The organism is Paenibacillus sp. FSL R5-0887 (genome assembly GCF_038002305.1).
Classification (GTDB): Bacteria; Bacillota; Bacilli; order Paenibacillales; family Paenibacillaceae; genus Paenibacillus_AQ; species Paenibacillus_AQ odorifer.
In genome coordinates this window covers 2,352,294-2,377,630 of record NZ_JBBOCE010000001.1, presented here as the reverse complement: position 1 = coordinate 2,377,630, position 25,337 = coordinate 2,352,294, and the positions used below count along the sequence as shown (strand labels likewise).

At 39.6% G+C, this 25,337-nt stretch carries 30 protein-coding genes; 20 read left to right on the top strand and 10 right to left on the bottom strand.

Annotated elements, in window-relative coordinates; translation table 11 throughout:
• Positions 1 to 22: 22 nt before the first annotated feature.
• Positions 23 to 1,888, bottom strand: coding sequence for an LTA synthase family protein (locus MKY14_RS10740; protein ID WP_340976456.1), 1,866 nt, complete (start codon positions 1,886 to 1,888; stop codon positions 23 to 25).
• 206 nt (positions 1,889 to 2,094) lie between these two features.
• On the opposite strand from MKY14_RS10740, the gene MKY14_RS10735 reads away from it, so the two are divergent.
• Together MKY14_RS10735 and MKY14_RS10730 are read left to right on the top strand one after the other, a co-directional pair.
• Positions 2,095 to 2,643 (top strand): sigma-70 family RNA polymerase sigma factor, encoded by a 549-nt coding sequence (locus MKY14_RS10735; RefSeq protein WP_340976455.1) that lies wholly within the window; start codon positions 2,095 to 2,097, stop codon positions 2,641 to 2,643.
• Entirely contained in the window at positions 2,633 to 3,925 is a 1,293-nt protein-coding gene (locus MKY14_RS10730) for a DUF4179 domain-containing protein (protein ID WP_340976454.1), read from the top strand. The genes MKY14_RS10735 and MKY14_RS10730 overlap by 11 nt, the downstream gene beginning before the upstream one ends.
• A 620-nt stretch (positions 3,926 to 4,545) precedes the next feature.
• On the opposite strand, the gene MKY14_RS10725 is transcribed toward MKY14_RS10730, so the two are convergent.
• Positions 4,546 to 4,917, bottom strand: a complete 372-nt coding sequence (locus MKY14_RS10725) for a hypothetical protein (protein ID WP_340976452.1) — start codon at positions 4,915 to 4,917, stop codon at positions 4,546 to 4,548.
• A gap of 259 nt (positions 4,918 to 5,176) precedes the next feature.
• Positions 5,177 to 5,581 carry a hypothetical protein gene (locus MKY14_RS10720; RefSeq protein ID WP_340976451.1) on the bottom strand — a complete coding sequence of 135 codons (405 nt, stop codon included), beginning with the start codon at positions 5,579 to 5,581 and terminating at the stop codon, positions 5,177 to 5,179.
• A gap of 480 nt (positions 5,582 to 6,061) precedes the next feature.
• Here MKY14_RS10720 and MKY14_RS10715 point away from each other — a divergent pair, with 480 nt between their 5' ends.
• The 3 genes from MKY14_RS10715 to MKY14_RS10705 all read left to right on the top strand — a co-directional run bounded on the left by MKY14_RS10715 (position 6,062) and on the right by MKY14_RS10705 (position 7,798).
• Positions 6,062 to 6,577, top strand: a complete 516-nt coding sequence (locus MKY14_RS10715; RefSeq protein ID WP_076127348.1) for a GNAT family N-acetyltransferase — start codon at positions 6,062 to 6,064, stop codon at positions 6,575 to 6,577.
• Between the two features lie 48 nt (positions 6,578 to 6,625).
• A complete protein-coding gene (locus tag MKY14_RS10710) occupies positions 6,626 to 7,114 on the top strand; it encodes an LURP-one-related/scramblase family protein (protein WP_076183031.1) in 489 nt (162 codons plus the stop codon).
• A gap of 258 nt (positions 7,115 to 7,372) precedes the next feature.
• The gene (locus MKY14_RS10705) at positions 7,373 to 7,798 is read left to right on the top strand and encodes a collagen-like protein (RefSeq protein WP_340976449.1); all 426 of its coding nucleotides are present in this window, start codon (positions 7,373 to 7,375) and stop codon (positions 7,796 to 7,798) included.
• Between the two features lie 200 nt (positions 7,799 to 7,998).
• On the opposite strand, the gene MKY14_RS10700 is transcribed toward MKY14_RS10705, so the two are convergent.
• Positions 7,999 to 8,898, bottom strand: a complete 900-nt coding sequence (locus MKY14_RS10700) for a LysR family transcriptional regulator (protein ID WP_340976448.1) — start codon at positions 8,896 to 8,898, stop codon at positions 7,999 to 8,001.
• 136 nt (positions 8,899 to 9,034) lie between these two features.
• On the opposite strand from MKY14_RS10700, the gene MKY14_RS10695 reads away from it, so the two are divergent.
• The 4 genes from MKY14_RS10695 to MKY14_RS10680 all read left to right on the top strand — a co-directional run bounded on the left by MKY14_RS10695 (position 9,035) and on the right by MKY14_RS10680 (position 11,214).
• The gene (locus MKY14_RS10695) at positions 9,035 to 9,346 is read left to right on the top strand and encodes an antibiotic biosynthesis monooxygenase family protein (RefSeq protein ID WP_340010623.1); all 312 of its coding nucleotides are present in this window, start codon (positions 9,035 to 9,037) and stop codon (positions 9,344 to 9,346) included.
• Positions 9,347 to 9,500: 154 nt separating this feature from the next.
• Positions 9,501 to 9,986, top strand: coding sequence for a GNAT family N-acetyltransferase (locus MKY14_RS10690; RefSeq protein ID WP_076127339.1), 486 nt, complete (start codon positions 9,501 to 9,503; stop codon positions 9,984 to 9,986).
• A 191-nt stretch (positions 9,987 to 10,177) separates the two neighbouring features.
• Positions 10,178 to 10,618 carry a 3-hydroxyacyl-ACP dehydratase FabZ gene (gene fabZ, locus MKY14_RS10685; protein WP_340976446.1) on the top strand — a complete coding sequence of 147 codons (441 nt, stop codon included), beginning with the start codon at positions 10,178 to 10,180 and terminating at the stop codon, positions 10,616 to 10,618.
• A complete protein-coding gene (locus MKY14_RS10680; protein WP_076218168.1) occupies positions 10,615 to 11,214 on the top strand; it encodes a chorismate mutase in 600 nt (199 codons plus the stop codon). The genes fabZ and MKY14_RS10680 overlap by 4 nt, the downstream gene beginning before the upstream one ends.
• A 171-nt stretch (positions 11,215 to 11,385) precedes the next feature.
• On the opposite strand, the gene MKY14_RS10675 is transcribed toward MKY14_RS10680, so the two are convergent.
• On the bottom strand, positions 11,386 to 11,805 hold the full coding sequence (locus tag MKY14_RS10675; RefSeq protein ID WP_076127333.1) for a hypothetical protein: 420 nt from the start codon (positions 11,803 to 11,805) through the stop codon (positions 11,386 to 11,388).
• Positions 11,806 to 12,129: 324 nt separating this feature from the next.
• Between MKY14_RS10675 and MKY14_RS10670 the strand changes: the two genes are divergently transcribed.
• The 4 genes from MKY14_RS10670 to MKY14_RS10655 all read left to right on the top strand — a co-directional run bounded on the left by MKY14_RS10670 (position 12,130) and on the right by MKY14_RS10655 (position 15,022).
• Positions 12,130 to 13,368 carry an ATP-binding protein gene (locus MKY14_RS10670; RefSeq protein ID WP_076127331.1) on the top strand — a complete coding sequence of 413 codons (1,239 nt, stop codon included), beginning with the start codon at positions 12,130 to 12,132 and terminating at the stop codon, positions 13,366 to 13,368.
• Between the two features lie 122 nt (positions 13,369 to 13,490).
• Positions 13,491 to 14,144: a DUF421 domain-containing protein gene (locus MKY14_RS10665; protein ID WP_076190621.1), complete on the top strand. Its 654-nt coding sequence runs from the start codon at positions 13,491 to 13,493 to the stop codon at positions 14,142 to 14,144.
• Between the two features lie 94 nt (positions 14,145 to 14,238).
• On the top strand, positions 14,239 to 14,508 hold the full coding sequence (locus MKY14_RS10660) for a hypothetical protein (protein ID WP_340976445.1): 270 nt from the start codon (positions 14,239 to 14,241) through the stop codon (positions 14,506 to 14,508).
• A 40-nt stretch (positions 14,509 to 14,548) separates the two neighbouring features.
• Complete coding sequence (locus MKY14_RS10655; RefSeq protein ID WP_340976444.1) at positions 14,549 to 15,022, top strand: GNAT family N-acetyltransferase; 474 nt, start codon at positions 14,549 to 14,551, stop codon at positions 15,020 to 15,022.
• A 68-nt stretch (positions 15,023 to 15,090) separates the two neighbouring features.
• On the opposite strand, the gene MKY14_RS10650 is transcribed toward MKY14_RS10655, so the two are convergent.
• Complete coding sequence (locus MKY14_RS10650) at positions 15,091 to 16,506, bottom strand: MDR family MFS transporter (protein WP_143759977.1); 1,416 nt, start codon at positions 16,504 to 16,506, stop codon at positions 15,091 to 15,093.
• A gap of 82 nt (positions 16,507 to 16,588) precedes the next feature.
• A complete protein-coding gene (locus tag MKY14_RS10645; protein ID WP_076218165.1) occupies positions 16,589 to 17,014 on the bottom strand; it encodes a MarR family winged helix-turn-helix transcriptional regulator in 426 nt (141 codons plus the stop codon).
• A 271-nt stretch (positions 17,015 to 17,285) separates the two neighbouring features.
• On the opposite strand from MKY14_RS10645, the gene MKY14_RS10640 reads away from it, so the two are divergent.
• Positions 17,286 to 17,366: a YjcZ family sporulation protein gene (locus MKY14_RS10640; protein ID WP_232061537.1), complete on the top strand. Its 81-nt coding sequence runs from the start codon at positions 17,286 to 17,288 to the stop codon at positions 17,364 to 17,366.
• A gap of 96 nt (positions 17,367 to 17,462) precedes the next feature.
• On the opposite strand, the gene MKY14_RS10635 is transcribed toward MKY14_RS10640, so the two are convergent.
• Together MKY14_RS10635 and MKY14_RS10630 are read right to left on the bottom strand one after the other, a co-directional pair.
• Positions 17,463 to 18,518: an ankyrin repeat domain-containing protein gene (locus tag MKY14_RS10635; protein WP_076278718.1), complete on the bottom strand. Its 1,056-nt coding sequence runs from the start codon at positions 18,516 to 18,518 to the stop codon at positions 17,463 to 17,465.
• Between the two features lie 295 nt (positions 18,519 to 18,813).
• A complete protein-coding gene (locus tag MKY14_RS10630) occupies positions 18,814 to 19,704 on the bottom strand; it encodes an AraC family transcriptional regulator (RefSeq protein ID WP_076276114.1) in 891 nt (296 codons plus the stop codon).
• A 148-nt stretch (positions 19,705 to 19,852) separates the two neighbouring features.
• Between MKY14_RS10630 and MKY14_RS10625 the strand changes: the two genes are divergently transcribed.
• Genes MKY14_RS10625 through MKY14_RS10610 form a run of 4 tightly spaced genes read left to right on the top strand, consistent with a single transcriptional unit; the run spans position 19,853 to position 21,776 of the window.
• Positions 19,853 to 20,461, top strand: coding sequence for a DMT family transporter (locus MKY14_RS10625; RefSeq protein ID WP_254848725.1), 609 nt, complete (start codon positions 19,853 to 19,855; stop codon positions 20,459 to 20,461).
• Positions 20,443 to 20,757 (top strand): DMT family transporter, encoded by a 315-nt coding sequence (locus tag MKY14_RS10620; RefSeq protein WP_254848724.1) that lies wholly within the window; start codon positions 20,443 to 20,445, stop codon positions 20,755 to 20,757. The genes MKY14_RS10625 and MKY14_RS10620 overlap by 19 nt, the downstream gene beginning before the upstream one ends.
• Positions 20,758 to 20,800: 43 nt before the next feature.
• Positions 20,801 to 21,133, top strand: coding sequence for a chaperone CsaA (csaA, locus tag MKY14_RS10615; protein WP_076127315.1), 333 nt, complete (start codon positions 20,801 to 20,803; stop codon positions 21,131 to 21,133).
• A 49-nt stretch (positions 21,134 to 21,182) separates the two neighbouring features.
• Positions 21,183 to 21,776 (top strand): hydrolase, encoded by a 594-nt coding sequence (locus MKY14_RS10610; RefSeq protein ID WP_076276116.1) that lies wholly within the window; start codon positions 21,183 to 21,185, stop codon positions 21,774 to 21,776.
• A gap of 70 nt (positions 21,777 to 21,846) precedes the next feature.
• Here the strand turns inward: MKY14_RS10610 and MKY14_RS10605 are convergent, their stop codons facing one another.
• Positions 21,847 to 22,659, bottom strand: coding sequence for an undecaprenyl-diphosphate phosphatase (locus MKY14_RS10605; protein ID WP_036688882.1), 813 nt, complete (start codon positions 22,657 to 22,659; stop codon positions 21,847 to 21,849).
• Positions 22,660 to 23,207: 548 nt separating this feature from the next.
• Between MKY14_RS10605 and MKY14_RS10600 the strand changes: the two genes are divergently transcribed.
• The gene (locus MKY14_RS10600; protein ID WP_340976442.1) at positions 23,208 to 23,444 is read left to right on the top strand and encodes a hypothetical protein; all 237 of its coding nucleotides are present in this window, start codon (positions 23,208 to 23,210) and stop codon (positions 23,442 to 23,444) included.
• Between the two features lie 372 nt (positions 23,445 to 23,816).
• Positions 23,817 to 25,325 (top strand): hypothetical protein, encoded by a 1,509-nt coding sequence (locus MKY14_RS10595; protein WP_143766408.1) that lies wholly within the window; start codon positions 23,817 to 23,819, stop codon positions 25,323 to 25,325.
• Positions 25,326 to 25,337: the final 12 nt, after the last annotated feature.

Below are 25,337 nucleotides of genomic sequence, written 5' to 3'. Positions count from 1 at the left end.
CTTTTTTGCTATACATTGCAGCTTATTCTTCAATAACTCTATCCGGTAGCTGTGTAACATAGCTGTCTGACAAATGGAGCAGCTGTAAGGCACGCTCGAATTCATCTTCTGTGGATTGCAGAGGTTGGTTGCCGTTACCAGATAAAGTATAATGCTGGCCATCCTCGAAGCCACTGCCGGATAAGAAGAGCTCTTCGTTATTTACGAAAGATCCTGTAGGCAAGTAATACCGTTGTGGTAGTAAGTTATAAGTTGGTTGATTCAAGAGATCTTGTCCGAAATGAATATGATCTGCAAGAGAGACACCCAATAAATTAGATACGGTAGGTAAAATATCCACTTGCCCGCCTAGTTGTTCTTTTACACTAGGAGTTGTAATCCCTGTCGCTGACATGATCAACGGAATATTAATCAATTCACGTTCCGAATATTCATGGCCGAGAATCTCTTCCAGTAGGAGATGATCATCCTCTTTTAGAGAGAAGATAGGCAGTCCACGATGATCCCCGTACAATACGATCAAGCTGTTATCCCACACACCGTTTTGTTTGAGCTCATCGATAAAAAGTCCCAGCGCATAATCAGCATAATTCTGAGCCCGAATATAATCGCCAACAAGCGTTCCTTCGAATCGCTCTGGAAGTGTCATTTTGTATTTATCCTCTGGGATGGAGAACGGATTATGAGATGACATCGAAATTACATGGGAGTAGAAAGGTTGCTCATTCTGATCCATTCTTGCCAGCTCTGCAGCTGTTTTTTCATACAAAACTTCATCAGAAGCGCCATAGAATACAGTGTCTTCTTCCCCGAAGTAAGTTTTATCATAATAACGATTGAATCCCAAAGCACTATAAAGCTCACCACGGTTCCAAAAGTCGACTTCGTTCGTATGGAATGTTGCCGTATCGTAACCTTGTGCTTGCAACAGCTTGGGTAAGCTTGGTAGCTCTTTAGGAGCGTACATTTGGGTAGCTGGACCATCAGGGGGTACATAAAAAGAAGTGTTCACAATAAACTCTGCATCTGAAGTGTTGCCTTGTCCAACCTGCTGGTAGAAACGCGGGAAGTAGAAGCTGCTGGCGGCAAGCTTGTTCATATTTGGTGTGATTTCTTGTCCATCAATCTTTAGATTGATTAAGAAGTTCTGGAAAGACTCCATTTGCAGAATGATTAGATTTTTTCCTTTGGCGGCTCCAAATAAAACCGGATTAGATCTAGCTTGAATTCCTTTAGTTTTATCAATAGTGGATTGCGTAATCTCAGAAACGTCAATTTGTTCTTCCTCTTGATCAGCTAGCAGAGAGTAGGCTTCATAATTAAGAATGCCCATTTGTTCCGCTTTAATCGTTTCGTTCATACTGGCACGGTTTGGAAAAATATTCATTGCACAAATGATGATGGAAATACAGAACAGGACTGCCACCGCTTTACGGTTACTTTTGCGCGACATAGCTTTTTTCCAATCCAGCGCTTTCTGTTTTCTAAACATAACCAAGCTGATGACAATGATATCCACAAAGATAAGCATATATTGAGGACGAAGGACCGAAAATATACTTTTCTTTACGGCTCCCACTTGTTTGACCTGATCTAATACTTGCGAAGTAGCAATGATGCCAAAATGATTATGATATACAATTAATGAGAAAAATAGAGTAGTAATCAATACATTGACAAGCATGTAAATTGCAATTTTTCGTTTCGTAGCGAACCATTCAATCAAGCAAAAGACTAGAAGTACAAAAGGGATTTCTTTAAGCCAAGTGGTCCAAGTAGGGCCATCTTCAAATAGAAAGTACCAGGCAAAATAGCTTTTTACAAGCATAATGAGAGAGAAGAATAGCAGAGATCTTTTACTAAGTGTACGAGGTTCTTTAAACGGCATTGCTTATGCCCATCCTTTTCTTTTTAGATTAGTTCATTCTATTACATTGAAGCGTTTAAAATCAACTAGATTTGGGTATGTCTGAGTGAAATTTTCCTGAATATTACAGTTTAGGTGGATTGAATAGTTCACGATATATAAAAATTTTTTATGAAGATGAACTTTTTACAGTGCTCCTGACTCATATAGGGGAGAGAGGTGAAGGCATGGATGTTGTTCGATTGGTGAAAAAAGCTAAAAAGGGAAATAAAGAAGTTTTGCTGCAATTAATCATGTATGAAAAAGATATTTTTTATAGGCTTGCGTACAGCTATATGGGAAATGCGCATGATGCTATGGATGCCATGGAGGAAATGATAGTTACGTTATACGAGAAGATTGACCAACTTAAGAAAGAGGAGTCTTTTTACAGCTGGAGTAAGACGATTTTGGTAAACGGCTGTAAAAGGCAACTTCATAAGCGAAGCAAGCTGGTGTTATTAGAGGACTGGAGCATCACTGACGAGAAGGAAAAAGCCGATGTTGCATCAGGCGATCCTTATCATAAAAGTGAACAGCAAATGGATATGCAGGCGTTATTGTTACATGTGAATGAGCAGCAAAGAGAAGCAATTCAATTGAAATATTTTCATGATCTCGATTATCAAACGATAGCTGAGATCACACAGGTCTCGATCGGAACTGTTAAATCAAGGATCTACAATGGATTACAAACGCTGAAAAATCATTACAGAGGTGATGTTGATGAACAATAACGTCGAACAACGATTAGTGGATGAGAAGAGGAACTTAGAGTCCATAACTGCACCTGAGGGTTTAGAAATGAGATTAAGAAATGCTTTAGACTCGGCACCTCCAAAAAGAATAAAAAGAAAAAGCTCGCCCCTCTGGAAGATTGCAGCCGTCATTATATTAGTGATAGTAGTTTCTGGAAACAGCTATAATGCCTTCGCTTATTATGGAAAAAAGTTATTTGGTTTTGATGAGGTGTTAGAGGGAACTTTACAACAACTCAATGAACAAGGAATGGGACAAAGCATAGACAAAAAGACGACGTTAGCAGATGGAACAGAACTTACGATTAACGGAATTATGGCAGATGCCAATCAATTTATTGTATATTACACGTTAAACAATCCTAAGGGACTAGAGGAGACGGGAGATCATTTTAGTCCTTCAAAAATAGAAGGGTTTCTCACGAATTCCAACATAAGAAGTGGCGTATCTTTAATCAACGACGAACATACAGAAATAAAAGGCACGATGACATTTGATAGCGTAAGCCCATTCTCGAAAAAACTGACACTTCATTACTGGGGACCTCCACAGAAAGGGCAGATGAGTGAAGGGAGCATAACGTTTTCTTATAATCCAAATCAAGCGATGGTGACTCAGATCAAACAGTCGATTAATAAAAAGGTCAAAGCCGACAAAGGATCAATTACCTTCAAGTCGATCACGGCCACACCCACCATGACTGTGATTAAAGGGAGTATGAATGTCGAGAATTTCGATCGAATAAGATTAGGGTTAGAAGGCATTCAATTAATTGCCAATGGAAAGCCTGTAGAAATATTAGGTAGTAGCAATAAAACCTCGCTGGGTGGGAGATCATTTGATATTCGTTATGACACCTTGCCAAAAGAATTACATTCATTGCAGCTGGTTGTTAAAGAGTTTGTTGGATATCAGAAGCTGGAAGAGAAGTATCCTCTAAATGCTGATAGTAATGAGCCGATTCTACTAGGGGATAAAGAATTATGGATTAAAGATTTGACCAAGACCGCTCAAGGGATTGAAGTAACTATTGCTACAGATGAGGATGTAATGCTGGATGGTGTGTCTATAGAAAATGCTAACGAAAACACGGCTTTAAAAACAACAATTAATCAAAAAGAGTCAGAACAAACGAACGGTAAACTCATGAAGGAACGCACCTTATTATTTGATACACAAACGAAACCTGAAAGTATTCTGATAGAAGGAATACATTATATGAAGGAATATAACAAGGTGATTGAGATTCCTGTGGATTAAAAAGAAGTGCCATATCCATAATTTATGAAATATAGTAAGCTATAATAGTCTGAGAAAGTGAGGGTGTTATGGAAAATATAGGTGCTTATAAGGTGAGTCGTCCGTCGTTAATGTCGCTTCTGTTTTCTATGATTTTTTCAAGTGGCATACTATTGTTAAATACCAGAAATAATACGGAGTTTAAAGTATTACTTTATTTTGGTTATATATGGTCGACCTTCTGTCTGATTGTTGTAATCATATTGCTCTATAGGATCATTACGATTAGAAAGTTCATTGAGGTTCGGATTCTTCCGGACTCTATAATAGTAGAAAACAAAGAAATTCAAGCGAATCAAATTGAGAATATTTATGTAAAGGGCTATTTCATACCCGTAATAGGCATTAAACCTGTAGATCACAAATTTCCTCCCTATAAATTATGTTTTAGTTTTCTTGACGAAGAATACAAGGGAATGAAAGAACTAACCGCATGGGCCGAAAGTAATCAGATTAAACTATCTAAAAAAAGATTTATGAGATGGCTTTAACCGGGCTCTTACCAGTCCACCATACCGCGCTTTATGCGCACAGCGGAGAGGTTGGGTGTCCTAAAAGCCGAAAATGGCTGCTGGGGCACCTCATTTTTTTGCTCCATCATCGTCCCCCAAACGTCGCTCGTTTCCTCCATCCGCGAATCCTGAAACTTCGTTTGCTTCCTCCATCATCAAGAACCCTCTACTTTTGTCACCTCCGCTATCCCCCAAAAAAACTACACTTTCTTCGATCACATTTGCACACCCGGAAGCATCTATCGGACTCAGATGACCCTTAGACGCGTCATATCCCACTTTTGGAATTCTAACGGACCGCATAGTCGCTATTGGCCTGAAAAACACCCCGAAAGCAGCCTTTTCAGGGGAATAACTGCACTGGAGTCCGAAACCTTGCTCCAAAGCCGAAATGTTCGCAAATAACGTCATCTGGGTCCGAAAGTAACCATCTTCCATCATCGAATCCCCAAACCTCGCTCGTTTCCACTATCCGCGAATCCTCAAACTTCGTTTGCTACTGCTATCACCGGTTTTCCAAACCCCGCTGACTTTCTCCATCGTAGACCCGCAAATCTCGCTGACATTCTCATCACCAACGCTCAAATTTTGTTCACTTCGCTATCCCCCAAGTCACCTTTCTTTAATCACAATTACGCGCCCGGAAGCCTCAATCGGACTCAGATGACCCTTAGACGCGCCATATCCCACTTTTGGAATCCTAACGGACCGCATAGCCGCTATTGGCCTGAAAAACACCCCGAAAGCAGCCTTTTCGAGGGAATAGCTGCACTGGGGTCCGAAACTTTGCTCCAAAGCCGAAATATTCACAAATAACGTCAACTGGGTCCGAAAGTAACCATCTTCCATCATCGAATTCCCAAGCCACACTTTCTTCGATCACGTTTGCGCGCCCGGAAGCATCTAACGGACTCAGATGACCCTTAGACGCGCCATATCCCACTTTTGGAACCCTAACGGACCGCATAGTCGCTATTGGCCTGAAAAACACCCCAAAAGAAGCCTTTTCGAGGGAATAGCTGCACTGGGGTCCGAAACCTTGCTCCAAAGCCGAAATCTTCGCAAATAACGTCATCTGGGTCCGAAAGTAACCATCTTCCATCATCGAATCCCCAAGCCACACATTCTTGGATCACGTTTACGCGCCCGGAAGCATAAATCGGACTCAGATGACCCTTAGACGCGTCATATCTCACTTTTTGAATCCTAACGGACCGCATAGCCGTTATTGGCCTGAAAAACACCCCGAAAGCAGCCTTTTCGGGGGAATAACTGCACTGGGGTCCGAAACCTTGCTCCAAAGGCGAAATATTCGAAAATAACGTCAACTGGGTCCGAAAGTAACCGTCATCCATCATCGAATCCCCAAACCACGCTCGCTTCCTTTTGGAGTTCTGACTGCCGTAGAGAGACTGATTACCCCAATACGCTAATAGGTAGAATGAATGGTAAATCCTTAGTTTTTTTGTTGCAAATACAACAATTATGTTATACTATTTTCCTGTCACATCTGCATAACACCATATAATTAGAGCTCAAAATAAGAGTTTATTTGTAAATTGATATTTTAAAAGGAGAAAACAATATGGCTATCAATATAAAAAAGTGCACGGTCGAAGATCTAGGTTCACTTCAAGGAATTAGTGTTGAAACATTTAATGAGACATTTAGTAATCAAAATTCACCTGAAAATATGAAGGCCTACCTGGATAGAGCATTTAACTTAAAACAATTAGAAAAAGAATTGTCGGATAGCTCATCAGAATTCTATTTTATTTATTTTAATGAAGAAATCGCTGGGTATTTAAAGGTTAACACCGAGGATGCTCAATCTGAAGTAATGGGTAACGATTCACTTGAAGTCGAGAGGATCTATATTAGAAAAAAATTTCATAAACAGGGGCTTGGGAAATATCTAATAAATAAAGCTATAGAAATAGCGGTACAATGTAATAAAGAGAAGATTTGGTTAGGGGTTTGGGAAAAGAATAAGAACGCTATTAGCTTTTATGAAAAAATGAAGTTTGTTCATACAGGAACTCATTCTTTTTATATGGGTGAAGAAGAACAAATAGATTTTATTATGACAAAACAACTATAACATTTGTCTAAAATGATGTTAACTAAGAGGATCGATAGGAGGCTTAGAATGAAGCAACTTTATATAAAACAAAAGGTATTCAGTCTAAGTGGTAAATTCACGGTAAAGAATCAGCAGGAGCAAGATGTCTATTACGTAGAGGGCAGTTTTATGCAAATTCCCAAGACATTCTCCATCATGAATACAACAAGAGATGAAGTCGCACTTATTACGAAAAAAGTGTTCAGTTTTTTACCAAAGTTTTTTGTAGAAGTAGATGGTCGAGAGGTATTGACGATTAAGAAGGAGTTTTCTTTCTTTAAAGCACGTTATACGATTGATGCGGCTGACATTGAGGTACATGGTAACTGGTGGGACATGGATTTTCAGGTTTTACAGCATGGTGTAGTCATCGGTAAAGTGAACAAGGAATGGTTCACTTGGGGGGATAGCTATAAGGTTCAAATATTGAAGGATGAGATGGAGACGCTCATGATTGCATTCGTTGTCGCTATTGATTGTGTGAAGGCTGACCAGGCATCTACATCACATCAGTGAAGATTCAATATTAAAGTTAAAAACTTAGTAAGGTGATGTGGACGGAATAAATTCAGCAGGTAAAGCTGAGTGTAATTGGTCAGTTTATCTATGATGCGCTGAACGTACCATAAGTAGAGGCAAGTTAGGTTTCTGATAGTGCCTATGTTAGATCTTATTGTTGATTTTCATTTTTTGAAAAAACGCCTATTGCGCCCAAACGCTCTCTCCGCGAATGCATATGATGATTATGCCTACTCATGAAAGGAGCGATCACATATGGGATTTTTTCCAACACCGGGTGCCGGCGGGGGATTTCCAGGATTCCCAGGCGGACCTGGCGGACCTGGCGGACCTGGCATGCCGGGAGGACCAGGAGGACCAGGAGGACCAGGGGGACCAGGGTTTCCGGGTGGAACCCCCGGACAATTTCCGGGGGGTGCACCGGGAGGCGTTCAAGCGCCGACGGCTCCTCCACCGCAATTCGTGCCACAAATGTCGTCTACCACATTTGCCATTGATCCCGGCGGGATCAGACGCTGCCTGTTCCGCAACACATACATTTGGCTGAACAACGGCGAGCAATTCTGGTTCTTTCCGGTATTCGTCGGACGTAATTCTATTGCAGGGTTCAGATGGAATGGTTTTTTCTGGTCGTACTTCGGCATTGATTTGAATCGGATTAGCTCGTTCACGTGCTTCTAAGGTAGACAGCGATAGAGAACAGCCAGCAGGCTGTTCTCTATGTTGTGCAAATTATCGTGTCCCCGGAGTTGTGAATTACGCAAAAGATACATAGTGAAGAATCGTTTCCCCTGACGCTAACGTTAATGCTGGAAAAAAAAGGACTACTCTGCGAAGGATAGCCTTAAAGCTTGCCGTTACAGACAGCGCGTTGAGCCATCTCATAAATCACGGTAATGCGGAGGGATGGGCACGTTGGTGATCCATTGTGTTATGAATTCAATTAGTTTTTTTGCCGCTGGAGAGGCATTTTTAATGGAGGCGGCTGCAATACCAATAGAACGATAATACTCGCCTTCCAATGGGCGATAACATACATTGTCGGGGAGATGTGACAAAATCATTTCTGGGAGAATACTTAACCCTAAACCATTTTGTACCATGGCTATTATGGCATGATCATCTTCTAATTCATATTTGATCGTGGGTGTGAGTTTATTTTGCGAGAAAATTCGCTTTACATCGGTGTCACAACCCGCAATGGGCATGATAAAAGGTTCATCAATCAATTGCTCAAGGCGGATGGTTGATTGGCGCTCGAGAGGATGATTCTGCCACATAATGCAGACCATCCTATCTTTTTGAAGAGGGACCACATGAAAAGCATCTCGAGTAGGCAGATTAACAAATCCCAAGTCAGCGGTTCCATCGGCAATCCATTCTTCTATTTCAGAGTAGTTACCATCTTGTAGTTTTATTTCAATATGTGGAAACTGATTTTGAAATTGTTTAATGATTTGGAGCATCCATTGGATCGATACACTAGAGAAAGTACCTATTTTCACAGTGCCGATTTCGACACCCTTTAATGCAGCTACTTCTTGATTGAGTTTTTCATTAAGTTGGAGGATTTCTCTGATATGTGGGATTAAACGTTCGCCATCGTTGGTTAACCGGATACCCGATCTGTTTCTTATGAGAAGACACAGTCCGAATTCAGCTTCTAAGCTAGAAAGCGCATGACTGATGGCTGATTGTGTTAAATTTAATATCTCTCCTGTTTTGGTAATGCTGCCGATCTCAACTACCTTACTGAAAATTTGATATTTTAAAAGATTCATAATGATTTCTCTCCTCAATAATGTATGAAAAAAATTCATTAAACTAACAATTAATATTCATTATTTTTATCTTAATTATAATAGTATAATCTGTTTTATATAAAAACATCTACGATTAAAGGGGAGTTTGAGCGGAATGGTTCATGAATCAAACGGATCTTATTATGCAGTCATATTTTCAAGTCAACGTACGGAGGGGGATAACGGATATAACATTATGGCTGAAAAAATGGAGCAGCTTGCGTCCGGGCAACCTGGGTTTTTAGGAGTGGAAAGTGTCAGGGATTCTTCAGGAGCAGGTATTACGATTTCTTATTGGGAGAGCTTGGACGCGATTAGGAACTGGAAACAGCATCAATCTCACAAAGTTGCTCAGGAGAAAGGTAAGAAAGAATGGTACCAAAATTACAAAGTGAAAATTTGTAAAGTTGAAAGAGAGTATTCTTGAGTGGTGAAATATTACTGAAAAGTAATTGGGAAACAATCCATTGAAGCGTACAACAACAATCATTTTATTTCAAAAGGATGCGAAGAAACTTATCCGAGAAAATAGAAGAGTCCGTTACTAATTAGATAAAATATAGATATGGGATGGTTTTTAGATGAACTATCAAATTAAAAGGGCGACCCTTGAAGAAAAAGAAATCCTCAACAACCTAATGCAATTTTATATGTATGATTTCTCCGAGTATATGGATTTGCACCTTGAAGAAAACGGAAAATTTAATGATTATCCTCTCAACGATTACTGGACAGAAGAATCGAATTTCCCATATCTGTTAACTCTGAATGGGAAAAATGCTGGATTCGTTTTAGTCAAAATAAAAAATAGAGATGATGATTTATACTTTTCCATTGCAGAGTTTTTTATTATAAAAAAGTATCGGAGAGTAGGATTAGGTAGACTAGTTGCAAAAGATATTTTTAATATACATAAGGGGCAATGGGAAGTTTACCAAATAGATAATAACGAGCCCGCACAACGCTTTTGGAAAAAGGTGATAGAGGAATACACTGGCGGAAAATTCACTGAACGAATTGAAGCAGGGAGAAAGACACAGGTGTTTGTTAATCGAGTTGAATCTTAAGCTAGGGTACAATAGATCAATAAAAAGCGGCAGTCGTGGACTTTATTTTCTAGTCCAGGGTTGCCGTTGTTTTTTTAGGATCTCCAGAAGTGATGTTATAGGCCAGTTGTCCGGGTATTTTTGAGTAGTACAAAATCACTTCTGATGTTAAAATTACCCAAAAAGTATTTTAGGAGGCTAAGACGGGAATTATGCTAAATATACAGCAGATTGTAGAACTTATTCCTCATCGGTATCCGTTTATTTTAGTGGACAGAATTATAGAGTTGGAGGAGAACAAAAGAGCAGTAGGTATTAAAAATGTATCCATTAATGAACCGTTTTTTAGCGGCCATTTTCCTGAGCATCCTGTTATGCCGGGTGTTTTAATTGTGGAGGCATTAGCCCAGGTAGGCGGAATCACAATGTGCAAAAACGAGAAGCTGATGGGCAAGATAGGGTTATTAGTTGGCATTGATAATGCCCGTTTTAAGCGCCAAGTAACGCCTGGGGATCAGCTTCTTCTCGGATTCGAAGTCAATCGGATGAAAGGTGAAATTGTAAAAGGCAAAGGCACCGCAACAGTAAATAGTGAGCTTGTATGTGAAGCTGAGATTTCTTTTGCATTTGTGCAAAAAGGAGGTTCAAAATGAAAAGGATGCCCTTTGTACGACCAACCGAACATTACGATCTGCAAATTAAGGATATTGACGAGCAAATATGTGCATTGATCAAGCAACGAAAGAAAATCTCGAATAATAATCCAGGATTCCCACCGTTTGAATCTATCTCTAAATGGGCAGAAAATTATGAGCTCTATGAGGATTTTTTGAAAGCGGTATTTGGGACGTTGCTAAGTGAAGATCATTTTAAACCGATGGTTGAGCCAATTGATTTTAGAAAACATATTGCAGTTCTTAAATCAATTGAGAAAGATGGATTTTTTTATACACTGACCTCTATACGCCAATATAGTAATGCTAGTGTGGTCACCCTTAATATAGATTGGGACATGACAACTGAGCTTCCAACAAATTCTCATAACCATAGCTTTTTCGAGCTGTTTATAGGAGAAGAATATGATAGTCGAATGATGAATGGCGGAAGTTCAACCGGACAAGCTTCTTATAATTACGTAATTTCTCCACCGCTTTCTGACGATCCTTCAGGTGTTATATTAGAGTTCAGGGAACATGGTAAACCCTTCAAGAACAATGAGACAGGAAATCAAATTGTTTTTAGGCTGTAGTACTTATTTCTTCTCCGGAAAATATTGCTTATAGCTGTCTCCATTGCTATTATCAAAAGTGGAGATCCGAGCGAAGTTAGTTTGACTCCGCTCTATATCACAGTTAACGGATTTTTAGTGAAATAAAAACTGGCCATCCTGAGGGGATGGCTGTTTTCTGTGAAAGACAACTTAATGATTCATTTCCGAATGCGTTCCTTCCTCAGGAGATTTGCCTTCTGGTGGGATCCAAACGATTTGATGAATATTATTGTCTGCTACTAAATAGGTATAAGCCCAGCCCGCTTCATTTTTAAATCTAACCGTTAAATGATAAGGATTATATTGTCTACCTTCTGGCCGGCTAATCTCCCACTCTTGATAAGGGTATTTTTTCTCCAGATATTGATTAAGTTGTTCTGTTTTTTTAGAAACTTGAAACTCAATCCAAACGGGACGAATCGCAAAGGATAAAAGCAAAAGTAATGTTAATATAGAGGCTACGATTAAACCGAGTTTTCTAATCCTCGTAGGTGAAACTAATACTATAACAAAAATGACAAGGACAAACCCAACCGACGTTACAATTTCGATTACGGTTATGGGATGCAATGAAATCCTCTCCTTCTCTCAGATACAGAAAGGTGGCAGCTCTAGATTTATGAGCCCTTAAAAACTACAAGGTACAGTTTACAATTTAGATATTCAGGAATACGAAAATTGATGACCCCAAACAGACTTCAGATGTCTGTATTTTTTTGCTAATTGTGGTTCTATAGTATGATTTTTTGGGATTATTTGAAAAATGGTTGAGAAATACATAGTGTATAGTCAATACTGTGACTTATAATGTTAGCTTAGGTAATGATCTAAAACTCTTAATATAACCTTGAATATATTCATTTACGCAGCAAAAGGCTGAAAGGAAGTCATCTCTTGTTTGAAACCCTACTTTTAAATTTTTTGTTTTTGCTTTTTCCAGTATTAACATTTCTAATATTCTTTGAGAATCGGGCCTATTCCTACAATAGATTGATTCTCGTTTTTATGTCTGCAGTGACCATGAGTCTCTGTATTGCAAAACCTATCAGACTTGAAATTGGCTATATTTTTGATTTAAGGTACATTCCGTTTATTATTGTGGCACTGTTTGGAGGATATAGGAACGTTCTTCCTCTATATATTATTTTGAATGCTTACAGATTCTATGTGGGTGGAGGTGGAGTATTTTATTCGTTTCTATTTGCGACAGCGATTCTGATTTTGGTGCCGTTATATAAAAATAGATTTTTAAAATTACCATCGAAGGGCCGTGTGATTGCGGCAAGTCTGATTGCTTTGCTAATTATGGGGGTTTATCTGTTAATTTTAGGTTTTGTTCAGGATTCCTTAGACAGGCAATTTTGGATTCTTTCATTAAATGCGTTGACAACTCATGTTGGGGTGATGAGTGTCATTATGATTTTGATTGAGAAAATTATCTCCAATATTAAAAATCGGGAACGGATTGTCCAATCGGAAAGATTAAATGTCGTCAGCGAGCTAGCGGCAAGTGTATCCCATGAGATCAGAAATCCACTTACAGTGACTAGTGGTTTTTTGCAGCTATTAAATAAATCTAAAACGATGACGCCAGAGGAAAAGGGCTTTGTAGAGTTATCTCTACAAGAGCTACAGCGAGCAGAAAAAATTGTAAGTGATTATCTCTCCTTTGCCAAGCCACAATCTGAAAACATGGTTTACTCCAATATGAAGGCAGAATCAGAATATACTAAAAATATCATAATGCCTTATGCCACTATGCACAAAGTAGATGTCCAATTTAGTTTTAATAATTCGTTAAATAAAAACTATGACCGAAACCAGATTCAGCAGTGTCTAATTAATTTATATAAAAATGGTATAGAAGCGATGAAGGAAACCGATGGCGGTACGCTATTTATCGATATATTTGAAAAAAAACAAAATATTATGATCAGTATTAAAGATAACGGAGTCGGCATGACTAAAGATGAAATATCGCGACTCGGTAAGCCGTATTATTCGACTAAAGCAGAAGGAACGGGGCTGGGTATGCTTATGGTCTACAGTACCGTCGATAAAGTGAAAGGAACTATTGAAGTCGATAGTGAAAAAGGCAAAGGGACAACGTTCCTTATAACTATCCCAACATAGGCAAGTTGCAGAGAGTATCTTTTGCTGTTTATACCCCACTAGGAGTGTGTAATACCTCTCATGAATGGATTTCGTGTAAAAAGGGCAATGAGCCTGTACGAGTCCCATCTGGAGGTGCAGCAATGGAGATATTTGTATCTATAGGCGTCAAATTGGTCATCAGCTTTTTTGGTTTGTGGATCATTACCTTTATTACCGGCCGCAAGACGCTTAGTCAATTGACACCACTCGATTTTCTGTCTTCATTGATTTTAAGTGAAATTGTCGGCAATACGATATATGATGATGAGGTGAAGATCTGGCATCTGCTGTTTGCTCTTTTTATTTGGACCGCATTATCTTATCTGTTCGAAAAGGTGACCACCCATTTTGTGAAATTCGGGAACATGGCGGAAGGCCGGACAGTGCTGCTAATTGACGATGGCAAAGTGAATCAGGATTTGTTGGAGAAATACGATATTGAGTATACCCAACTGCTGTTCATGCTGAGGCAACAAAATATCTTCTCCCTAAGTGAAGTACGGTATGCTCTGCTTGAAACGAACGGCTCTCTATCGGTTATGCGCAAGTCTGAAGCTGAGCAGTCTTCTGCTTTTTCCATAACAGTTATTGATAAAGGCAGGGTACTGGAAGAGTCCATGCGGGGCAGATCGATGAACAAGGAGCAGATTCAGGAACGCGTCAGAGAGTCTGGTTATAATTGCATTGAGGATATTGCCTATGCTGAATATAAAGAAGACGGAACACTCTATATCCTTCCCAAAAACAAACCATAAATCAACATGATGAGACGCTGGAGCCGGGAGGCTCAAGTGTCTTTATTTGAAATCAGGAGTGCCTAGTGGATAATAAATTTTAATGGAGGTATGGATGATTAGTTTAGGATTATGGATTTTAACCGCTCTAATTGTGCTAGTTGTTGTAATGTTTCACGCAGGAGCATTATTAGATTTTATCCGGCCTAGTGTGCTACAAACTCAACTTTTTGGTCTTCACATTACATTGTTTGGAGTAGTTGTGATATTGGCCTATGAGGGTGGTCGCGGAATAGGCGTTTTTATTGGATTAATTGGACTGTTTACGGGGGTCTTGGGCTCTTTTAGAGATTCCTCTAAACCGGTGGATAAAAAGAATATCTGACAGCTTATATATTTACTAACTTTCGGAGGGGGATAACTTTATGGAGATTTCTTTATCTAAAGCAGACGCGAGCGACGCACCGTTTATTCATGAAATGCAAGTCAAAGCCTTTATGCCATTGCTGGAGAAATATAAAGATTATGAAACCAGCCCAGCCAATGAATCTGTGGAACAAATCAGGGATCGAATTAATCAGTCTTTTGCAGATTATTATATGATTAAGTATTTTGATATTGCTGTGGGCGGTGTCCGTATCGTTAAAAAGGATAATAAAGCTTATCGGGTCAGCATCATCTTTATATTGCCAGAACACCATGGAAAGGGGATTGCCCAGCAGGTTTTTGCAATCATTGAACAGAGATATAAAGATGCAAAGAAATGGGAGCTGGATAGTATTATACAGGAGCAAAGAAATTGCTATTTATATGAAAAGTTAGGGTATAGAAGCACGGGGGAAACCAAAAAAATAAATGACAACTTAACATTAGTTTTTTATGAAAAACATATGAGTTAAAGCCTTAGGGTTATACTTTAAAAAAAGACAGCGGGCAGTTCATGTCCACTGTCTTTTTCACATACAAATCAATACACTCGAATACGCTTCACAAATAACGATATAATCAATCCAATACCTGCAATTGCTGCGATAAATAAGTAAGCATGTGTAATTCCAGCGGTTAATATTTCAGGCTGTGCAGCGGTTGGATGTGTGTTTGCGAATCGTGTTTGTCCGCTAGACATTAGCGTAACAGCGAACGTTGTACCAAGAGCACCTGCAATTTGCTGAAGTGTACTCATAACAGCAGCCCCATCCGGATAGTATTTCACGGGTAATTGATTTAACCCATTGGTTTGAGCGGGCATAATGACCATAGCTAATCCGATAAACATTGCGCAGTGTATTAAAATAAAGGTTAGGCTACTGGTTTCAGTAGAGTTTCTTGTAAATAGAAAACCAGCAATGGTTGCGATAAAAAATCCAAGCGGCAGCAATAATTTCGGACCGTATTTATCGAATACTCTACCCGTAACTGGAGCCATAGCCCCGTTGATAACACTGCCTGGAAGAAGTAGAGTACCAGCCATTGTGGCCGATAACAATAAACCTCCTTTTAAATATAAAGGTAATAAAATTGCAGAAGATAAAATGATCATCATCCCTAAAAAGAGCATTATAAGACCTATCGTAAACATAGGATATTTAAATACCCGTAAATTCAGCATTGGGGTTTCCAATTTAAATTGCCGTAATACAAACAAAATCAAGCTGATGAAACCAATAATAAGAGGCAGCAAAACAATGATTTCACTCAAAGAATGATCAGCAAAGTTACTAAAACCAAAGACGATTCCACCAAATCCAAGAGTAGAAAGCAAGATGGATAAAACATCTATTTTAGGTTTTGTGATGTTGGCTACATTTTTGATGAATGTTAATCCGAAACCTAATGTAAATAACAATAAAGGTAAGCTTATCCAAAAGATATACTCCCAGCCCAAATGATCTACAATTAAACCAGATAGAGTAGGTCCAAGGGCCGGTGCACACATAATAACGAGTCCCATCATTCCCATGACAGTTCCGCGTTTATGTGCAGGGAAAATAATAAGAATAATATTGGTCATTAATGGAAGCAATAAGCCTGTCCCTAAGGCTTGCACTAATCGTGCAATTAATAATGAGGTGAAATTGGGCGAGAGGGCAGCAATTAATGTGCCGACGATAGATAATAGTAAAGAAGCTGTGAATAATTGTCTAGTGGTAAACCATTGCATTAATAGGGCGGATATTGGAACGAGGATTCCTAATACAAGTAAATATCCTGTGGTTAGCCACTGAACCGTTGAGGCGTTGATTGAAAATTCATCCATTAAATTTGTAAAAGCCATGTTTAAGGCGGTTTCACTGAATAGCCCGACGAATGCACCTAGCATAAGCGAGAAGGCCATAAGAGCGGGACGTTTAACTTGAACAGTTGATGTTGATTCCATGATAATGATGAACCTCTTTTCAGAATTTTGATTCGGATTATTTTTGCATGATAGATGATATATCAACTATAAGGGAGAGAGAAATGCTTTAAGCATCTCTTACATTATCCTGCACACGAGTTAACAAAGTCTTAAGTGTTGAATAATCCGCAGGAGATAGTCCTGTTGCGATAACTTCGTTTAATTTAATAGTCACCTCATTTATTGTAGACTCTAATTTTCTGCCTTCGTCTGTGACAAAAACATTTACTGAACGACGATCCTGCGTACTTGTTATTTTGCGTATATAACCTTTGCTCTCTAAGCTGGCGATCATTCGGGCAACACTGGCTTTGTCCTTCCCGAGTTTATTAGCAATCTCATTCTGAGATAAACCTTCTTTCTCAAGCAACAAAGCCATAAGTAAATGTTGTTCAGGCGCAAGTCGAACAGGGGCAAGCAATTTTGTTAAATAATTTGCTATTTCCAAATGTAAATCGCGAATAACTAAACCTAGCGGGTCTTTGGAATCCATATGATCTCTCCTAATAGAAGAATAGATGATATATCAACGTTATTGATTTGTCTATATTAGCATAAAGTAACAGATGCTTGTCAAGGTAAAGAAAATGAATAGAGTCATAGGCTTAGATACAAGCGACAAAGTTATTTAATGCCCAATCACTTGATGATACATAGTCATATGCTGTTGTGAAATTGAAATTAAAAAAAGTTATTAGGGAGGGATTAAAATGGGATATAATTGTGTTGGAGGCGTTCAAGAACAAAAAAAGGCTCCAGTTTGTATTAATCCTTGGACATCAACGGGTACAATTCTTGTGCTTTACATTCTTCTCGTCATTATCCTTAAAACTTGTTGGATCTAGAATATATGCAAATTGACGCCCCAAAGTTTTTTCTTCGGGGCGTTTCTTTGTTTTCTTTAGTTAGCTAATAGACAACGTTAAGGATTCTGGATAGACTTAACGGGAATAATCGGGTTGTGTCATAGAAATAGGCTGAGGATTGGCAAGTACCCATCGCACCGCCAGCTCGCATAATCTGGCCGGTTGCTCATTGCCAGCGATGTTGCGGAACCGTTTGGCGAGTGATGTTGCCTCTTGAAGAAGGACGGGCTCTAAAGGCGTTCCCGTGCTAAAATGCCGTATCAGTGCATCCAGCATTTTACGGTAATCGGCATCCCAGTTTCCTCCGCCATTATTAAGGATTTCATGAGACACCCGCCCTGTGATGCGGATAACCTCACCCTGCACCGTTGTCGCGTGTCCTGAAGCAGGGACGAGAAAATCCCACAGCTCTTGGTGCTGTGCGGGCCATGCGGCTTCCGTTACCTCGATAGGAGAGATTCCATCATGTCTCTGCAGTTTCGCTATAGGCTCGACATCAAATTGCCGGTACAGCTCCAGGAGAGCATTTGCAGTTTCATCCAGTCGATCTTTATTGTAATTTGTTCTGACGAATTCAAAATCCTTGCCGATACGCCGCACGGATTCCTTCATCTCCGGCGTGATTACTGCTCCTGCATCCAGCATAATTCGCGAGATTTCTGCCATGTGAACTATATCGATATTCCGGCATTGTAATAATCCTTTGGCGAGAGGTGTGTTTTTTCGGTTATTTTCTGCATGGACATTTGCGCCGCGTACCACCAGATCACGCACTACTTTTGTTTTGTAAGAAGCAGCTGCTGAGTGCAGCGGTGTCTCATTCTGGTAATCCAGAGCTTCCATATCTGCACCTAGTTCAAGGAGTAAGGGGACATTTCCGGACCAGGTTGCAGCCTGAGCATGAAGAGGGGTACGCTTATAGTTGTCGGCAGCGTTGATGTCAGCACCCTGCTCCACAAGCCAGGAAACCATCTCATCCGGTATTTGCCGGAAGCTGAGGGCGGTACCTTTGCTGTAACCCCCACGGGCATCCCATTCGCATAGCTCAAATACCTCTTTTAAGGCAGATATATCATTCGTTTTAACCAGCTCGGCAAAATTGGCGGGTAATGTTTTTTTCTTTTTGCCCATCTCATTTTTCCGCTCCTTTAGTAATAGATAAATAGCAGATAACTTCTTGCAAGTTTATCATATAGTAGAATTGAACACTAATTCATGCAGGACGAAAAGGTTGAAGATATAAACGTAACTTTATTGGAAAAGAGTGGGATATCGTTTATATGGCGATCCCGAAATCATAGACTATTAGAAAATGAAAACATTAAGCTTGTGTCTTGGAAATATATTCGGGATTTACGAAGGACATCGAAATTACGCTAACACAAGGCAATCAGACAAAGTGATCGACTCTGCCTTTTTTGATTTTTTAAGTTCGTTCATTTCTAATTTTTCTGAACTCCTTAGGAGTTATGTTTAAGTGTTTTTTAAAAGACTGGATAAAGTGATTTGCGTTATTGAAACCAACTCGCTGTGCGATTTCAGTTATCGTGTAGTCAGTTGCTATTAACAAATCACAGCTTTTATTAATGCGATATTTAATTAAGTAGAAATACGGAGTCATATGGATACTTTTCTTAAAACCTCGAGTGCACTCCGATACACTTAGATGTGCTGTATCTGCTATTTCCTTCAATGTCAAATTATTAGAATAGTTTTTGTGAATAAAACTAAGCATTAATTGTAGTCTCTCTTGCTGGAGTCTGTTATATTTAGACGATTCCTCAGAGGATAGAGAAAAATTTGATATAAGGATTAACCATAACTGGACTGTTTTGATAGAAACTTCGTACTCCCATCCCCATTTTTTTTTCGATTCAAATTCTTTTTTCATATCCCAAAGAATTTGTAGGATTTGATTATGCCAGTCCTTATCTCCTTTGATTTCTAAACTTAACAAGAATGAATTGGTATACGGAAGTACATACTTTTTTTCCATTGCACTATCAGAATAAAAGGCAAGTAACTTCTCTGGGAAGTTAAAACTAACATATTCACCCTCTTGGTTAAGGTACGTAACAATATGAAGTACGCTCTTATTAATAAAGATGGCCTGACCTGCTTCTAAATCATAATTGATTCCGTTGACTTGTATGGTTAGTTTCCCTTTGGTCACTAAAGTAATTTGTAGTTCTTGGTGCCAATGTAGATCGTTAACCCCTCTGCCATTAGGAATAGATTCATAATTGGTATGAGTGTACATGATGTATGGAAATGCATCATCAGGAAATTGAATGGATTCGTGCAATTGCTTTTTCAAAGTGCTTATTCTCCTTATTTGACGATATTTCCATATAAATTAAAGATATAGTTGCACAATATAGACCATGACGGTGATATTATTATATCCAGCCTAGACTTATCATACAATTCTGTGCACAGGGATTGTCACACATTTTGGAGGAACTATGGTTAGTTCAAATAAACCGTCTATACTATTTCATCCGTTTATTCTGTTATTTATCAGTATCTTGTCCGTTTCTATCTCTTCAATCATGATTAAACTTTCAGATACACCTACTTCAGTGGCTGGGATGTATAGATTGTTTATTTCTGTAATCATCATGCTCTGTTTTACATCTGGGAAAATGGCTCGTTCTACTGAGATGAATAAAAAAGATTGGGTCATCGTTATTTTATCCGGCCTATTTCTAGGGTTACACTTTTTATTCTGGATGGAATCATTGGTCTATACTTCAGTTGCAAGCTCCATGGTGATCTTATCGTTACAGCCGCTATTTGTTATGATGGGGTCTTACTTTTTATTCAAAGAACATGTTAACCTGCTAACCGTTTTTTGCCTGATTGTTGCTCTTTTAGGTTCGATTGTTATTGCATGGGGAGACATATGGGTTTCGAAAGATGCACTAATCGGCGATGGTTTATCGTTAATTGGCACATTCTTTGCTTCAGTCTATCTGTTGGCCGGGCAAAAAGTAAGCGGCAAAATCAATGCAAGTCTATACAGCATTTTCGTCTTTTTATTGGTGGTACTGTTATGCTCGTGTACAATTTGATAAATAATGTCTCATTAATTAATTATGCTTCATCAGATTGGATTTATTTTTTGCTTCTTGCAATAATTCCAACTATTTTTGGTCAATACATCTTTAACCTTTTGTTAAAGTCGATTGGAGCAACTACTGTCTCGGTTGGGATTATTGGTGAGCCTGTTCTTGCTATAGTCCTTGCATATCTATTATTAGGGGAAACTATATCGTTATTCCAGTTTATAGGTGGCATAATAACCTTATTCGGTATGGGAATGTATTTTTGGGCGAAATCTTTAAAGTACAACATTCAAAATAAGTAAATAAGCAATCGGAAAATATTTTAGCTAAATAGGGGGTTGGCAAATGGTAACTATTGATGATTTTTTAAAACTTGATGTTCGTGTTGGAACAATTATTAATGCGGAGTTTTTTGCAAAAGCAAAAATACCTGCGATTAAACTCCTAATTGATTTTGGACCAGATATCGGAAGCAAAACATCAAGTGCACAGATTACTAAACGATATAAGGCCGAAGAGATTGTAGGGCAACAAATCATTGGGGTAGTTAACTTTCCTGCTCGAAATATTGCGGGTTTCCAATCAGAAGTATTAGTTCTTGGAGGAATACCGGATAAAGGGGATGTGGTTCTCTTGAAGCCAGATATTAAATTACCTAATGGGACACCTATTGGGTAATATAGGGTAATTGTAGTATACAAAATTGATAGTAATCGGAGAGAAGACAATGGAAGAATTAACAAGCTTAGCATCTGAAAGTATTGAGGCAAGTAAAACGGTGCTAGTCGTGATCGACTTGCAGCAAGGAATTGTCCACAGTCCAAAGCAGGGGCCGCATACAAGTGCTCAGGTGGTTGAGAATGCCAGCAAATTAGCCCAATCCTTTACCGAGAAAGGAGGATTTGTTGTTCTGGTGAGGGTGTCATGGCTAGATGGGCAAGATATGCTTAAACCTAAAACTGATTTGAAAATGAATTCCGTGACCTATCCAGAAGGTTGGGACGACATCGTACCAGAATTAGCGAATATCAAAAATGCACATCTGATTACCAAACGGCAGTGGGGGGCATTTTTCGGTACAGATCTTGATTTGCAGTTACGACGCCGCGGAATAGACACGATCGTATTATGTGGTATTTCTACCTCGATTGGTGTGGATACTACTGCTAGAGAAGCTTATCAGCTTGGTTATCATCAAGTTTTTGTAGAAGATGCTATGACCGCGATGGCTAAAGAAGAGCATGATTATGTATGCAAAACTATCTTCCCTCGCATAGGTAAGATCCGGTCGAGCGATGAAGTAATATCCATGTTGAAATAATATAAAAAAACCTCATGCTCTCTCTGTGATCTCAGAGATTGTCATGAGGTTTTTTAATTGAAATTATGTCTTACATAAAGATGAGGAGAAGTATCCCAGCTAAGAAGCAGTAATAAGAGAAATACTTCAAATTACCTTTAGCCATAATCCCCATAAACCAGCGCATGGAGAAATAAGTAACGATAAGTGTAGTAATAAATGCAATCAAGTATGGAATGGCTAGCTGCGAGCGGTTAGGATCGTGGGCAATATCAGATGCGCCCATAACGAGTCCGCCCAAACTGACAGGAATATAAAGCATAAAAGAAAAGCGTAAAGCAGTTTCTTGCTTCATTCCCACAGCGATGGAAGAGATGACAGTTGCACCAGAACGGCTTATCCCAGGAATAAGGGCGACTGCTTGGGCAAGTCCGACTATAACTGCATCCTTCGCTTTTAAGTCACCATCTTGTTTACGTCCGCGAAGGTTACGGATCAACCATAAAGCTACCCCTGTAACAAGCAAGGCGATGGATACGGTATGAACCGACGAGAAGATATCCTCAATCTGATCCTTGAAGAGTAAGGCAACAATTACCGCAGGCAAGGTACCGATGATGATGTACAAAGAGAAGAGGAAATCCGACTTATATTCCTCTTTGCGGGTCAGAATAAATTGAACGAATCCAGTGATCAATCTTCCGATATCTTTGCGGAAAATAAAACAAATCGCAATTAGTGAAGCCGTATTTGTTAAAATTTCAAATGATAGCCCATTTTGTTTTAAGCCTAGCAATTTCTGTGCGATGATCAAATGGCCGCTCGAAGAGACGGGGATTGGCTCAGTTGCCCCTTGAACAAACCCTAGAAACAAGTATTTAAGCCACAGTATAATATCTTCCATTTTACCTCCCAGTATTTTTGTAATCTTTTCAATCATATCGTATTCAATAAAGAAATGACAATAGAACCATCGTGCCATATTCAATTGGACGAGTTATACTAATTCATAAGACTATTAAATGAGGTGGAACTATTTGTAGTACATTACTAAAAATTCAGCAGCATGATATTCCAAGAGCAGCCAGTGTTCTGGCCGAAGCATTTGCCAAAAATGATCCGTTATATCAGCATATCTTGCCTGATGAATCAACCCGATTACGCGTGTTGAATATTTTTTTTCATCGTTACATTGAGATGTTGTATCCATATTCGGATTTACTAACGACTTCTACTAACTTTGAAGCAGTGGCTTTAGTGTTCCATTCGGAGCGTCAGACAGGGACAGTGATTTCGAACGTCAGGTATATGAAACAGATAGTCCTTGCGATAATTAAGTCATTACCGATTTGCCGAATCATTGGGGTGCGAGGATTTATACGTGGTTTATCTATTTTGCGTAGTATGAGTTCCTTGTGGTTATCAATGTTTGGGGATCAGAAGTATAAACATTTGGATATGCTTGCAGTGCAGGATCAATATCGAGGTCAAGGATATGTATCAAAAATCATGACACCGCTACTCGCGGAATGTCGTATGAGCAATACGTTATGTACATTAGAGACACAGACACCGAGCAATTTGCCCATTTATGAGCATTATCAGTTCCGTACGGTTAAGGTCATTCCTCTACCTAATAGCACACTTGAGCAGTATTGTATGGCGTTTACGCCAGGAGTTGCCGAGTAGTTAATAAAAAAGGGCGGTCCCATTCAGCCATTTCATGGTTTTTGGGGCAGTCTTTTTTTTGCGGAGTCTATAAGGGCTAATGAAGCTTCAACAGAAAAATCAGGGAATTTCTCCCTGTAATTCTGCGATCTTTTGTCATCCGGCTAGAATCAATTATTTTGTTTAACAAAAATAGCATAACCTTTGTAGGATTGTTATAATAGAAACATATATTCCCGTGCTTCAGAACCCTATACAGGATGTATAGGGGTTTTATTTCTTTTAGTGAGGGTGATCGAGAACAAGTATGGGGTTGTCCGTACAGGGAAAAAAGGATCGGAGAGTTCCGCAGGAAATTTTAAATTATGAAGTGATGGCGAGGTTAGCAGAAAGATGAATTGGTCGGATTTTGGCGAACGAAACAAACGATTGAATCCCCTGTGGAATTTGGGGGCTGGCATGAACCTTGGCGAAATCCAACCTTACAAAGAAATGGTATCTTTAAGCGTTCTGCTGCAAGTCTATTATCTGGAGCTAGAATCGAATGAGAGAAGATCCAAAGAGGATATTATTGAGCTTACTTGGACTGCGCTGGAACGTTTTAATATCGCCAATCTTGGGACTACCGAATCCGTAGAGCGTCTCGTGGACGGTTTATTGTGGAGCGGGAATGGTGGGGATTTCGAATCCTTTTTCTATGATGATGTGACCCGGCAAATGTCCGTGCAGAAATATAAGTATTTCACAGTGGACGAGGATGCGACTCGCAGCAGTTGGGAAGAGAACGGCAGAACCATCTATCGTCTCTCTGAATATGCAATGGAGCTCATTTTTATGAGCCATGAGATTATTGATGAATTTCAGATCAGCATCAAACTGCTCGAGATTCAAATGCATATTAAGCATGGGCGCGTAACTCGGGCTCTTCAGGATGTTAATGAACTGATCTCCCGTGTCCGTAAGATGACTCAGCAACAGCAAGAATACCGCAATGCGTTACGCCGCAATCCGAAGCATATTTTTAGTGAATTCGGAGTGGCTCGGCATCAGCGACTCGAAGAGATTCATCATCAGTTCGAGGAGGAACGCAAACATTTTGACAGTATTCACCGTTCTCTGGCCCGGCTGGCCAATGATGAGAAAGACGTGATCGACTTCAATGAGATCCGTATTCTCTCTGAACGAGTCGAGCTTTCTAGGCGTGTACACGATGAGCTGGCTGAGGTAGTGTTGAATATTTTTGAGATGGAGACCAATTTAAGATTGAACTTCCCTGAATTATTCTGGGGAGCAGCCGGGTTTAACTTTCGTACTCACGTATGGGAGGAATGGGTGAAAGAAGAGGGTCTGCCAAGCGGTGACAGTCTTGAACTGCTGCTCAGCGGATTATTCGCTCCGAATCAGGACTTCGTTTATCCGCTTCCTTGGGCTTGGGAGGAACAAGAGGTAGGGTTTATCCCCGACTTAGTGATGGATGATTTCGAAGATGAGGTGGACACAGAGCCTGTTCAATATATTCCTAAAGGTATTCCATGGGCAAAAGTAGTAGAGCTGTGGCAGCCGGTTTTTGCTGCCTTGGCTGAGCAGGGAAGCTTTACCTTTACTGCAGACGCTTTTTCCGCCGAAGAACTAACAGGGTGGGCAAACACACCGGATGCTGTTGATCTGTGGGTGCAGTTTTTTCATACAGATATTTTAGTGCAGGAACAGGCACCAGAAGGTGGTAGCGGCGTTTCTGATGAATGCCAACAGCTAATCCAATATGTACTTGCAGAAGATCTTCTGTTGGAGAGTTTACGCGGCAAAACGCTGCGGACGAGCATTGCTCCAGAACCAGCCTCAGGGGTACGGTGTTCTGGTCTGGATATGAGTCCATATATGATTACGATCGTGGAGAGGTGAGAAGTTACTAAC